Raw genomic sequence first — 12,622 nt, forward strand, 5'->3', positions numbered from 1 at the left:
TCATAGTCCACTTATCCAATCATTATCCGCTTTTTCGCAAGCCGGGTATTCGTCTATAATAAACGAAACGAGAAATCCAAGCCGCCTGTTCACAATAAGGGGGGCTTTTTTTTATCAATATATATAAGTTCCGGGGTCCCCGCAAAGTACCTGAGTAAGCTTCGAAGCGAAGCCCCGCTTTGTGGGGTTATCTTATGGGTTCCAAGCATGCGGATTACAGACTATAGTTGAATCATAAATGCATAGACGAAGGGGCTGAGCGGGATGAAAGTATTGATCGTGGACGACGAGCCGAGACACCGCAGAGGAATGGCGAACATGATTCATGCCCTGCGGCCCGAAGATCAAGTTCTTGTCGCGAAAGACGGGGCAGAGGCGCTGGAGTTCGTCAGATCCGAGAAGCCCGATGTCGTGTTGACCGATATCCGAATGCCCAATCTGGACGGACTTTCCTTCCTGAAGCTGCTGGAAGACGAAGGCCTTCGGACCAAGGTTGTCATGATCTCGGCTTACAATCTGTTTGAATATGCGCAGACCGCGATTCGTCACGGGGCTTATGACTATCTTTTGAAACCTGTGGATGCCGAGAAAGTCGAAGACGTATTGCGCCGCCTGGAAGATCAGCTTGCCGCGGAATTCCGGCAGCATTCGGAATCGGAAGCGTTAAAGCATCGGTTAAGCCTCACTTCCTCCGCCTATCGCAACGGCCTTTTTCTGTCCTGGTTGAATGGGAGCTTGACGGATACGGAGCGTCAAGAGCTCGAAGCATTGGAAGAGATGCAAGGAAGCGGAATGGTCGTTTTCTCGGAATTCCGATTCGAACCGGGGCCTCAAGCGGAATGGGATCCCGCAGCCTGGCTGCGGCGCCTGGAGCAGGCATGGGCGGAATTCGGCGAAGCGAATACGTTTTCCTTGAACGCTCCTCGGGAGGATGTTTGCCAAGCGGTTACGATCGTCCGAACCTCCCGGCCTGCCCAAGAAAGAAAGCTTGAAATTCGCCAAATGGCCGCATCCTTGGGAACGGAGTGGGCAAAGTACGGAAGATTTACCCACGGGATAGGCCCGGATTGCCGGTCCTTATGGATGGAGGCGCCTCAAGCGTACCGGGCGGCGCAAACGGCCCATCAATATAATTTCCATGATCGCTGGGAAGGCATTGTGTTTCAAGATGAACTGCTGTCCGTCCGCGATCCCGTCCTTCCGGACGGAGAGAAGCTGTTCGAAGCGCTGCAAGGAAGAGATGCGGAAGCTGCCGTAGAGATGTGCCGGGCTGCGTTCGTTCAACTTGCCGCCGACGGACATGCGGCTCCGAATCTGATTAAGGAATGCGCCGCGCTAACCCTCATGAAGATTAAAAGCAGAATTCGCGATTATGTCGACCGGCGGATTGGAAGCGTTCTCACCCATTCGGCTCTGGATGAGGTCCCAAGCTGCCGCGCTTATACGGATTTGATGGCGATTCTGGAGACTCGTCTCCGGGAAGTACACGATGCGATCAGGCAGTCACAGTCGGATAAAAGCGAGAGGATCGTTGACGAGTGCTTGAGGTGGATTCAGGAGAACGCCAAGGAAGAACTGACGCTGGAGCGGGCTGCCGAACACTTCTTCTTTAATGCTTCCTACTTCAGCACCCTGATCAAAAGCCGTACGGGAAAGACGTTCTCCGATCATGTGACGGAGGCCAGAATGCGGAGGGCAAGGGAACTGCTTGCGGCGAACAGGAGAATATACGAGGTCGCCGCCGAATGCGGCTATCAGGATACGAAGTATTTCTGCAGAGTGTTCAAGAAGCAGAACGGCATGTCTCCCGAAGCGTACAAGCACACTTCCTTCCCGCAAAGGAGCGGCGAGGGATGAAGATGACCTTCCGCTCCCGGTTGCTGGCCAGCTATATCTTTCTGATTGCGATCCCGCTTATCGTGTTGGGGACCCTCTTCTATCGGACCAGCCTGCGCGTCGTGACGGAACAAGCGCAGAAGAACGTATACGAGATCGTCAAGAAAAATAACGAGATTATGGACAACAAGCTGCGGATTATCGACCAGAACAGCGCGGCCATGTTCGTAGACAAGGATTTGTTCCGGGTCTTCAACGGCTTGAAGCCGGAGAACAAGGCGGACCTGCTCGAAGCCGATCGTCTGGTGTCCGACGCTTTGAGAAGATATTTCTCGCAAATCGACGATGTGTACGTTTATCAGATCTGGACGTCTTATTTTACGTTCGGCCAGTCGCTGCCCCAAGGCGATCCGACGCGTTCGGATATTTACCGCAAGGCACGCCAGGCGGGAGGCAAGATGGTATGGTATCCGACCTACGACTTCGTCGACATGTTCGATCAACCGTACTTGGAGAAGGGAACCATCGATTTCCGCTATTTGTTCTCCGCGACTCGCGTCCTGGATTTCTCCTATTTAAGCAATACGACCCTGGAGAAGCTGGATCCCGGAGTCGAGCGGCCCGTGCTGACGATCAGCTTCAAATCGGACACCTTGAATTCCCTGTACGAGAAAAGCATTCCGGAAGGTTCCCGTTACTTGGTTCTCGATCCGGACGACCGAATCGTGGCCGGCAGCGAGAAAGGCAGAATCACGCAAGTTTTTAAGGACAAGTGGGTGGATCAGGTTCAACGGACCGGCAGCGGCACCATGCGAATAAAGCTTGACGGCGTGAATACGATCGTCTGCTTCGACCGCTCGCAAGTGACCGGTTGGATGTCCATCGTCATGACGCCGGAATCCGCGCTTGCCGGCAATCTGGTTCCGATCATCCGGGCTTCGACCACCCTTTTGGCCGTCATTATGGGAATCGTCTCTCTGATGTTCGCTTATTTTATTTCGGGCAAAATTACGAATCCGATCAAAAAGCTGCTCGGCGCGATGAGGTCCGTGGGCGAAGGGGATTTCCAGACTCAGGTTGCGGTCAGCACCAACGATGAATTCGGCATTCTGCTGCAGCGATTTAACCGGATGAACGATCGGATTCGATTGCTGGTATCGGAAAATTACGAGATCAAATTGAAGGAGCAGGAAGCGGAGATTCAGGCGCTGAACATGCAGATGAACCCTCATTTCCTCTACAATACGTTAAACGTGATGAATTGGACGGCCATCGAGAACGATCAGAAGGAACTAAGCAAAATGCTGGTCTGCCTCTCGAACATGCTTCATTATACTTCGCGGAAGGATTGGGGGGCCGTTCATCTGTCCGAGGAGATCGAATGGATGAAAAACTACTTCTATATCATGTCCGTCCGGTTCGAGGACAAATTCACGGTCAGCTACGAGATCGATTCGGCGCTCTACGACTACAAGATGCCAAGGCTTCTCTTCCAGCCGTTCGTCGAGAACGCCATCCTGCACGGGTTCGATCAGACGGAATCGGGCGGACGGATCCGCATCCGCGGCTGGATCGACGAAGGCATCCGGTATTATGAAGTCGCCGATAACGGACGGGGCATGACCAGCGATACGGTACACGCGATTTTATACCGGGAATCGTCTTCCATCGGCATTAAGAACACGATCGCCCGGATTCGGATGACCTACGGAGAGGAATATGGAGTCGTCATCTCCTCCGTGCCGGGTTCCGGAACGAAAGTGACCATCACGCTTCCGCTGTAAACACCCAATAGGAGTCCACCATTCCAATGTGACTCGGGTTATGTAAGCGCTGCATGCGGTCTTATAATGGGAGCATCATAGACTGCAGCTATGAATCAGGGTTGAATTCGAAAGGGGTCCAAAGATGTCACGACAAAAGAAATCCGTATCCGTTCTGATTGCTCTTCTTCTGATGACGGTCGCCATCCTATCCGCGTGCACGAAGTCCGACTCCGGCTCCGGGGCCGACAGCGGCAATTCCGCCTCTCCCGCCTCTCCATCCGGCTCGGCGAGCTCGGATTCGGCCGGCGGGGAGAAATCGAATGAACCGATCACGCTTCGCATGACGGTATGGGGAGCGCCGGAGGAAGTGGCTGCCTACAAGGTGGCCATCGCCAAGTTCGAGAAGAAATATCCGAACATCACGGTCAATCTCCAGCATATTCCCACCGACTATGACACCAAGCTTACGACCATGGTAGCGGGCAACGACGAGCCGGACGTCGCGCAGATGGAGTCCGCCAGCATAGCTTATCCGTTGGCCGAGCAAGGCAAATTCTACAATCTCCAGGACTTCCTCTCGTCCGATCCGGAGATCAAGCAGGACGATCTGGTTCCGAATATTACGTATTCGCTCGAGCCGGGCAACGTCATCGGCTTGGGGCCGGGACCGGAGACCTTCGCCTTGTTCTATAACGAAGATATTTTCAAAGACGCGGGCTTGACGCCTCCTCCGTCCAAAGCGTCGGAAGCGTGGACATGGGACGAGTTCGTCGAAGTCGCCAAGAAGCTGACGATCGACTCCAAGGGCCGAAACGCCTCCGATCCCAGCTTTGACCCTAAGAACATCAAGCAGTACGGCGTCAACATCGGAACCTGGTGGGGCAACTACAGCAACTTCGTTTACTCGAACGGCGGGGACTTCGTCTCCGAAGACGGGAAAACGTTCGCTCTGAATCAACCGGCTGCGGTTGAAGCCATTCAGAAAATGGCGGATCTGATCAATGTTTATCATGTGGCGCCTTCTCCGGTTCAAGCCAAGAACATTCCGGCGACCAATATCGCGCTGCAGACCAAGAAGGTGGCCATGGCCATCGACGGGCAATGGGCGACCGCGGGATTGGCGCAATCGAAAGTCCATTTCAACGTGGGCGTGCTTCCCGTCATGAAGGAACCGATGACGACCGTCGTCTCCGGGATGTTCTCCATCTTCAAATCCACCAAGCATCCGAAGGAAGCCTGGGAGCTGGAAAAGGCGCTGCTCGACCCGGATGCGGCGATCGACCTGCTGACCGCCGGGACCTGGATGCCTTCTTACAAAAGTTGGTATACGGACCCGACCCTGCTCGCCAAATGGACGGAAAACCTTGATTCCCGGCCGTCGGGCTATAAAGACGCGGTCGTAGACATTCTCTTGAACGACAGCCATCAAACGCCGACGGGTTATGTGAAAAACTTCAACAAGATCATGGATATCGTGAATCCGGCTTTGGATAAGGTATGGCTCGGGCAACAATCCGCCCAGGAGGCCTTGGATTCCATCGCGGCCAAAGCGCAAGCTCAAGTTCAGGGCCGCCGCGACGTGAAGGGTTAAGGGACCGAACGGCGTTCTTCCTTCAGAACGCCGTTCTCCCGAAGGGAAAGCTTTCAGATCGGAGGCATGCATGAGAAAAGGACTGTTGTACGGATTGCTGTTCACTTCGCCGGCCATCCTCGGATTTATCATCTTCACGTTGGGTCCCATGGCGGCCAGCCTGGGGCTGAGCCTGACGGATTATAACGTATTCAAAGCGCACACCGCCTTCGTCGGATTCGACAATTATTCCCGGCTGTTTTCGGGGGAAGACGACCTTTTCTATAAATCGCTCGGCATTACGTTCTATTTTGTCCTTCTGAGGGTACCCGCCGTTATTATCATTTCCTTTGTCGTTGCCCTCCTTCTGAATATGAATGTAAAGGGAAGAGCCGTATTCCGCACGATCATCTACCTGCCCAGCATCGTCCCGGCGGTCGCCTCGGCGATGATCTGGATGTGGCTGCTCAATCCCGATCTGGGGCTGATCAACTCCGCTCTCCGATGGCTTCACCTGCCGACCAGCAACTGGCTGTATTCGGAGAGCAGCGTCATCCCGTCCGTCGTCCTGACGACGCTATGGGGAATCGGCGGAACAGTCATCATTTTCCTCGCGGGGCTGTCGGGCATTCCCAAGCAATATTACGAGGCGATCGAAGTGGACGGAGGCGGGTGGTACAGCAAGCTGCGCCACATTACGATTCCGATGGTCACGCCGACGATCTTCTTCAATACCATCATGGCGATTATCGGTTCCTTCCAGGTGTTCAACGAAGCGTACATCTTGACGCAGGGCGGACCGAATAACCGGAGCTTGTTTTACGTGTTTTATCTTTGGAGAACGGCCTTCCAGGATACGGAGATGGGATACGCGTCCGCGCTGGCCTGGGTGCTGTTCATCATCATCCTGTTTTTCACCTTTATCGTGTTCAAAACCTCGAAATCCTGGGTGCATTACGAAGGAGGGGAGCGCGCATGAGGCAATCGAAGCTTGCGCTTTCGGCGGGATATGCGGCCTTGTTCTTGATCTCGGCCTTGTTCATCATCCCGTTCGTCTGGCTGCTGCGAAGCTCGCTCATGGATCTGTCGCAGATCTTCACCATGCCGCCGGAGTGGATTCCGAGGCCTTTCCACTGGGACAATTTCCATCGGGCGCTCACGACGCTGCCGTTCGGCACTTTTTTCACCAATACGTTCATCATCGTGGTCGGCGTGCTGATCGGCACGGTCGTGACGAGCAGCATCGCGGCGTTCGGGTTCGCGCGGATTCGCTGGAAAGGAAGGGACGCCATATTCGGCATTCTGATGTCCGGCATGATGCTGCCGGCGGCCGTAACCCTGATTCCCAGCTTCCTTGGCTGGAAGACGCTCGGCTTCTACGATACGTATTACCCGCTCATCGTGCCGGCCTATTTCGGCGGCGGCATCTTCAATATCTTCCTGCTGCGCCAATTCTATTTGACCATTCCGCGGGATTTCGACGAGGCGGCCTTCGTGGACGGAGCCAATTATTTTCAGATCTACGGGAGAATCATCATGCCGCTTAGCCGTTCCGTGCTGATCGTGGTGGCCCTGTTCAGCTTTCTGGGAACGTGGAATGATTTTATGGGGCCGCTCATTTATTTGAAAAGCGACCGGCTCTTTACCCTGGCGCTCGGGCTGCAGATGTTTCAAGGAACCTATACCGCGCAATGGGATCTGCTCATGGCGGCCTCGGCGGCTGTCGTGCTCCCCTGCGTCGTCGTGTTCCTCATCGGGCAGCGCTACTTCCTTGAAGGAATTACTTTGACTGGATTGAAAGGATGAAGCCCCGTTGATGAATTGGCAGACCGTCCCTTTTACGAAAGTGAAGATCGACGATGTCTTCTGGCGTCCGCGCCTCGACGTGCTCCGCGAAGTCACGATCCAAGCCTGCCTGGCCCAATGCGAAGAAACCGGGCGCATCGCGAACTTCGCCAAGGCCGCCGGTCTCATGGAAGGCGAATTCGAAGGCATCTACTTCAACGACTCCGACGTGTACAAGGTGCTGGAGGGCGCAGCCTATCTCCTGATGTCGAACCGGGATCCGGAGCTGGAGGCGGAGGCCGACCGGATCATCGAGCTCATCGCCGCCGCGCAGGAGCCGGACGGCTATCTGTGCACTTACTATACGCTGGTCGCGCCCGAGAGCAAGTGGACGGATATGGAGAAGCACGAGATGTACAACGGCGGCCATTTGATCGAGGCGGCGGTCGCTTATTATGAGGCGACGGGCAAACGCAAGCTTCTCGATACGGCCTGCCGGCTGGCAGACCATTACGACAGCGTATTCGGACCCGGAAAGCGGCATTGGGTGGAAGGACATGAGGAGATCGAACTGGCGCTCGTGAAGCTGTATCGCGTGACGCAGGAGGAGCGCTACTGGAAGCTCGCTCTCTGGCTGCTGGAGGAGCGCGGCCGCGGTCTCGGGAAAGGCATGATCTGGGACAAAGAGGAATGGGGGCCTGCATACTGTCAGGACGATGTTCCGGTTCGGGACATCGAGAGGGTGACCGGACACGCCGTCCGCGCGATGTATCTGTACACGGCCATGGCGGATGTCGTTCACGCTTCCGGCGATCCGGCCTATGTCGACGCTTTGCATCGCGTGTGGGCGCACACCGTGGAGCGCAACATGTACGTGACGGGCGGGATCGGGCCTTCCAGGCATAATGAAGGCTTTACTCACGACTACGATCTTCCGAACGAGACCGCCTATTGCGAGACCTGCGCCGCCATCGCCATGGCGTTCTGGAACCATCGCATGAACCTGCTGTTCGGCGATGCGAAGTATGCCGATGTGGTGGAGCGGGAGATGTACAACGGCGCTTTGGCCGGCATTTCGCTGTCCGGAGACAAGTTTTTCTACGTCAATCCGCTGGCTTCGAAGGGCGATCACCATCGCGTGGAATGGTTCGGCACATCCTGCTGCCCGACCAATCTGGTGCGGTATTTGCCTTCCATCGGCCAGTATGCTTATGCGAGGACCGACGACGGACTCGCCGTCAATCAATTCCTGAACGGCGAGGCGGAATTCGAGGCGGGCGGCGGGCTTCGCGTCAAGCTGAAGCAGACGACGAATTACCCGTGGGACGGCAAAGTCGAGCTTGCGGTGAACCCTGAACGAACGGGATCATTCGTCGTTCGATTGCGCGTGCCGGGGTGGTGCAGAGGCTATAAGCTAAAGGTCGGCGGCGAGAGCGTCTCCGGAGCCGAAGCGCTGACGGATCGGGGCTACCTTGTTCTGGACCGGGAATGGTCGCCGGGGGATTCCATCGTTCTTGAGCTGGATATGCCTGTGGAGGCGGTGCGCGCCAGGGCGGAAGTCGAGGCCGATCGCGGCCGAATGGCCGTTCAACGCGGACCCGTTGTTTATTGCGTGGAGCAGGCCGACAATCCGGATTTGACCTACGACGACTTCACCCTTTCCGCCCGAGAACCGCTGCATCTTCATTACCGTCCCGATCTGCTTGGCGGGGTAACGGTCTTGGCGGGCAAAGAGCATAGCGGAAAACCATGCGTTTTGATTCCTTACTATGCCTGGGATAACCGGGAGGCAGGCTTTATGCAGGTGTGGATTCGAGAGGCGGAAGACCGGAGCCTGTATCTCTAGTAAGCGGCAAGTGAAATGCTGAAGTGCGGGAAGCCTGTTCTAAAGCTTGGAAGACTGGAAAATTGGATACAGCCAGTAAAATGAAATGGCGAATGATCCCGAATAAACGAGATCGTTGGCGGAACTGCTGAACGAAAAATGGAATCGGGAGCAAATCGATATTTTGGTCAACAATGCGGGCTTCGGGATTCACGCTTCCGTTGCGGATACGACTGTGGAACAATTCGACAGCCTTATGAACGTTCAGTTCAAAGGAGTATTTTTCCTGTCCCAGAAGCTATATCCGCGTATAGCCGACAACGGAAGGGTCGTCAATGTTTCGACGGGATTGACCCGCTTCGTGATCGAGGGCTTCGGCGCTTACTCGGCGATGAAAGGCGCAATCGAAGTGTTAACGAAATACATGGCCAAGGAATGGGGCAAACGGGGCATACGGGTCAACGTAGTCGCCCCCGGAGCGATTGCGACGGATTTCGGCGGCGGTTCGGTAAGGGACAATCAACACATGAGGGAGTTTGTCGCCTCGAATATCGCCTTAGGCCGGGTTGGGGAAGCCGACGATATCGGCGGCGTTGTCGCTTCCTTGTGCACGGATGAATTTGGTTGGGTAAATGGGACGCGCCTCGAAGTATCGGGCGGACAAATGCTTTAATTACAGAAGCATCGAATCATGAAGGCCGTCCGTTTGGGCGGCCTTTTGTGGTCCTTGATTGAATGGGAATTACTTGCATGAAGCGTTCCGATTATTCGGTCCCGCAAGTGGAAAGTATAAAAGGTGGCGAGCAAATTGCCCAGCTTCATTGAATTGTTCTATCGTTATAATAGAAACTGGCGTATTGATCTCTCAATGGCCAAGTCCGATAATGTAAGCTATCGATTGAAGAAGGGGGTAATTGCAGATGACGAATATCATTGCCGATATAAAGATTCCCGATAGTAAATTAGCCGTTGAAGCCGCCGAATTATTGCGTGAGCATGGCGACGACCTCCTGTGGAATCACTCGAACCGGGTTTTTCTGTTTGCGGCTATGAAGGGCAACCAGAATCAAATGAAATATGATTCTGAATTGCTTTATATCAGTTCGCTTTTCCACGATATCGGCCTTACTCCCGCATTCCGAAGCCCGGACAAACGCTTTGAAGTCGACGGGGCGAATGCTGCGCGCGATTTTCTTAAAAGCCGCGGCGTCCCGGAAGATTCCATTCGGCTTGTATGGGATGCCGTTGCCCTGCATACAACCGTCGGAATCGTCGAATATAAAGAAACCGAAGCGGCGCTTATGAATTTTGGCGTCGGTTATGACGTGGTGGGAAAGAACTTCGATCTCATCACGGCGGAAGCGCGGCAGCAAGTCGTCGACGCTTTTCCTCGCGAAAGGTTCAAACACGACATCTTGCACGCATTCCTGGAAGGCTTCCGACACAAACCGGAAACGACTTACGGCACGATTAACGCCGACATATGCGAGCTGCTTCTTCCGGGATATAAGCGCCCCAACTTTTGCCACCAGGTCCTTCATTCCAAATGGGACGAGTAATCGTCGGGGAGTCATTACAACGGCTTTCGCCTTTCGCAGGCGAAAGCCGTTTCCCGTTTTCATGCCGCGGAAGGTGAAAGCCGCCCGTCAGACTCGGCTTAACAAAATGCAGCCTGCCGGGCTCTTACAGAGATTGGCTAAACTTTTTTACGATGTATTGGATCACCGGGAGTATCTTCGTATCGTCGACAATGGACATTTGATCCGCCCTGATCACCTGAACTTTTTTAAACGTGTAATAATCGCGGAGCATCTGTTCCAGCGTGACTTGGTTGAGCATCAAAAATTTGACGTCGACAATTTCGCGAAGCAGGAGATTGTCCTGTGTGACGATCAGCTTCTCGTTGACTTGGTTGAACAACCCGAGCTCCATGCCTTCCCGGTAAAAGGCGGCCGCTTCCCGGTCGCGCCGTCGCAGCGCTTCCATGAGACGTTCGTGCAGAACGGGGAACGCCGCTTGAAGATCCTTCAGAAAGATGTCCGTAATGTTGCCCACCAGTTGCACCGACTGTTCGAAAAGCTTCTGAAACCGCTCGCCGAAGGAGGAGGGGTCCCGCTCGGCGGGCTGCAGAACGAGCTGCGCGATGTAATCCTCGTAAAGCTTCTCGACTCCTTCGATCACGTCCTCCTTGGAGGAGAAGTGCTTATACATCGTAGCCCGGCTGACATCCATTCGTTTGGCTATATCTTCCATCCGCAAATGCTGAAACCCTTCCTTGGTCACATAGGCGTTCAGCTTTTTCAATAATTTCGTCTTCGCCTGCACTTGGCCGAGTTCTTCCTGCGGGCTCATGTCTCGTTTCCCTCCCTATTAGAGGCTTTTCTATCATTATACACGATCGTCTTGTGAGGACAAACAAAAAAGTCATAATAGACATAATATATAAAAAGTGTTTACATTGACTCCGGCGCATGTTATTCTGTTCCCGTCAGGCCAAACAGATGATCGAAAAGAGGGAACGGTATGAAACTCAGCTTTCGCATCGCCTTGCTGTCTCTGGCGGTGACCGCCACGTTCGCCCCGATGCTGGCGGCGCCGGCGGTCAAATTGCTGTCGACGGACTTTCCGGATGTCAGTCCGCTGCTGATTCAGTGGGTTATCACGCTGTCGTCGATTTTTATTTTGCCGACGTTGTTCTCGGTCTCGTATTTGTCGGAGCGTTTTTCGAAGAAGAGCATTCTGATCGTCGGGCTGATTGGCTACCTGATCGGGGGAGTCGGACCGTCGTTCGTGAATTCCATGACTTGGATTCTCGTATTTCGGGCGATTCTCGGACTGAGCATCGGGCTGGTGTCACCGACGTTCAACTCGCTCATCGCCGAGCATTTCCGGGGGGAAGCGCGTGCCCGAATGAACGGACTGGTAACGGCCATCAACGGGATCGGGGGCGCCGTTTTCCTGTCGATCGGCGGTTTCATCGCCTCGTTCGGATGGCGAAGCGTTTTTCTATGCTACCTGTACGCGCTTGTGCTGCTGGCGCTGGTCGTCCTGTTCCTTCCGCGGATTCCGCCTGCGGGAAGGCGCGTCACGGCGGGGGCAACCAGACTGCCGGGCACCTTCTACGTCATCGCCTTGCTAAGCGGGCTTCACGTCATGCTTTACTTTACGATTCCGACGAGCTTTCCCCTGTTTTTGACGGAGAGCGGCATCGGCAACGCCCAGACGGTCGGTTATTTGTCGGCGCTGTCGCTACTGAGCATTTTTATCGCCGGTCTTGTTTTCCCGGTGCTGACGAAGCGTCTGAAGGGCGCGCTCGTGACGGTTGGCCTGCTGCTATACGGTCTGGGCTTTCTGCTGGTTGGTACGGCGCATTCGGCGTTTCCGGTATTTGCCGCCGTCGTTCTGATCGGATTCGGGCAAGGCCTGTTTTTCCCGATGTCGTTCGGCAAGACGGCAGCCGTCGTGCCGCAAGAACGGTTGACACAGGCCATCTCGTATCTGCTCGCTTCCATTTACCTGTTCCAGTTTTTGTGTCCGGTTTTCATGAACGCCGTTCCGAAGTTCTTTGCGTTCTCGTCGAGCCGACAGACATTCATCTTCCTGGCCGCGGCAACGGGCGCATCGATCGTCGTATCGCTGGTGCTGGCCGCTAGGAGGTTCAAGCCCCGAATATCGGCTAACCGGTAATCATGCAGCTTCAGGCGTGAACCTTGTTCTCAACTTGAAAGCCGCGGTGTCCGATTTGTATAATGTTAGGGTGTAAGGATTGGGAGTGAACGTTGGAAAATAAGTTTGGCGCCTTGTACGGAAAAAGGTTACAACAAGGAATGAGGTATGAGT

General features: G+C 54.6%; 10 protein-coding genes. 9 read left to right on the plus strand and 1 reads right to left on the minus strand.

What is annotated here, in order from left to right; all coding sequences use genetic code 11:
• Positions 1-264 precede the first annotated feature (264 nt).
• From H7C18_RS24990 to H7C18_RS25025, 8 genes are all read left to right on the plus strand, one after another.
• The gene (locus H7C18_RS24990; protein WP_185131830.1) at positions 265-1,857 is read left to right on the plus strand and encodes a response regulator; all 1,593 of its coding nucleotides are present in this window, start codon (positions 265-267) and stop codon (positions 1,855-1,857) included.
• On the plus strand, positions 1,854-3,620 hold the full coding sequence (locus H7C18_RS24995) for a sensor histidine kinase (protein WP_238357940.1): 1,767 nt from the start codon (positions 1,854-1,856) through the stop codon (positions 3,618-3,620). Before H7C18_RS24990 ends, H7C18_RS24995 begins: the two co-directional genes overlap by 4 nt.
• A gap of 124 nt (positions 3,621-3,744) precedes the next feature.
• Positions 3,745-5,193 carry an ABC transporter substrate-binding protein gene (locus tag H7C18_RS25000; RefSeq protein ID WP_185131831.1) on the plus strand — a complete coding sequence of 483 codons (1,449 nt, stop codon included), beginning with the start codon at positions 3,745-3,747 and terminating at the stop codon, positions 5,191-5,193.
• A 70-nt stretch (positions 5,194-5,263) separates the two neighbouring features.
• A complete protein-coding gene (locus H7C18_RS25005) occupies positions 5,264-6,151 on the plus strand; it encodes a carbohydrate ABC transporter permease (RefSeq protein ID WP_185131832.1) in 888 nt (295 codons plus the stop codon).
• The gene (locus H7C18_RS25010; RefSeq protein ID WP_185131833.1) at positions 6,148-6,978 is read left to right on the plus strand and encodes a carbohydrate ABC transporter permease; all 831 of its coding nucleotides are present in this window, start codon (positions 6,148-6,150) and stop codon (positions 6,976-6,978) included. The genes H7C18_RS25005 and H7C18_RS25010 overlap by 4 nt, the downstream gene beginning before the upstream one ends.
• Positions 6,979-6,988: 10 nt before the next feature.
• The gene (locus tag H7C18_RS25015) at positions 6,989-8,803 is read left to right on the plus strand and encodes a glycoside hydrolase family 127 protein (protein WP_185132010.1); all 1,815 of its coding nucleotides are present in this window, start codon (positions 6,989-6,991) and stop codon (positions 8,801-8,803) included.
• A gap of 115 nt (positions 8,804-8,918) precedes the next feature.
• Positions 8,919-9,455, plus strand: coding sequence for an SDR family NAD(P)-dependent oxidoreductase (locus H7C18_RS25020; RefSeq protein ID WP_238357941.1), 537 nt, complete (start codon positions 8,919-8,921; stop codon positions 9,453-9,455).
• 247 nt (positions 9,456-9,702) lie between these two features.
• Positions 9,703-10,341, plus strand: a complete 639-nt coding sequence (locus H7C18_RS25025; RefSeq protein WP_185131834.1) for an HD domain-containing protein — start codon at positions 9,703-9,705, stop codon at positions 10,339-10,341.
• A 124-nt stretch (positions 10,342-10,465) separates the two neighbouring features.
• Here the strand turns inward: H7C18_RS25025 and H7C18_RS25030 are convergent, their stop codons facing one another.
• Positions 10,466-11,134, minus strand: coding sequence for a TetR/AcrR family transcriptional regulator (locus H7C18_RS25030; protein ID WP_185131835.1), 669 nt, complete (start codon positions 11,132-11,134; stop codon positions 10,466-10,468).
• Positions 11,135-11,305: 171 nt separating this feature from the next.
• Between H7C18_RS25030 and H7C18_RS25035 the strand changes: the two genes are divergently transcribed.
• Positions 11,306-12,469, plus strand: a complete 1,164-nt coding sequence (locus H7C18_RS25035; RefSeq protein WP_185131836.1) for an MFS transporter — start codon at positions 11,306-11,308, stop codon at positions 12,467-12,469.
• Positions 12,470-12,622: the final 153 nt, after the last annotated feature.

Source organism: Cohnella zeiphila (assembly GCF_014212055.1).
GTDB classification, from domain to species: Bacteria; Bacillota; Bacilli; order Paenibacillales; family Paenibacillaceae; genus Cohnella; species Cohnella zeiphila.

Coding starts and splice junctions, on each gene's coding strand:
- H7C18_RS25010 (WP_185131833.1), top strand. CDS start 6,148: ATGAGGCAATCGAAGCTTGCGCTTTCGGCGGGATATGCGGCCTTGTTC.
- H7C18_RS25005 (WP_185131832.1), top strand. CDS start 5,264: ATGAGAAAAGGACTGTTGTACGGATTGCTGTTCACTTCGCCGGCCATC.
- H7C18_RS24990 (WP_185131830.1), top strand. CDS start 265: ATGAAAGTATTGATCGTGGACGACGAGCCGAGACACCGCAGAGGAATG.
- H7C18_RS25035 (WP_185131836.1), top strand. CDS start 11,306: ATGAAACTCAGCTTTCGCATCGCCTTGCTGTCTCTGGCGGTGACCGCC.
- H7C18_RS25025 (WP_185131834.1), top strand. CDS start 9,703: ATGACGAATATCATTGCCGATATAAAGATTCCCGATAGTAAATTAGCC.
- H7C18_RS25000 (WP_185131831.1), top strand. CDS start 3,745: ATGTCACGACAAAAGAAATCCGTATCCGTTCTGATTGCTCTTCTTCTG.
- H7C18_RS25030 (WP_185131835.1), bottom strand. CDS start 11,134: ATGAGCCCGCAGGAAGAACTCGGCCAAGTGCAGGCGAAGACGAAATTA.
- H7C18_RS25015 (WP_185132010.1), top strand. CDS start 6,989: ATGAATTGGCAGACCGTCCCTTTTACGAAAGTGAAGATCGACGATGTC.
- H7C18_RS24995 (WP_238357940.1), top strand. CDS start 1,854: ATGAAGATGACCTTCCGCTCCCGGTTGCTGGCCAGCTATATCTTTCTG.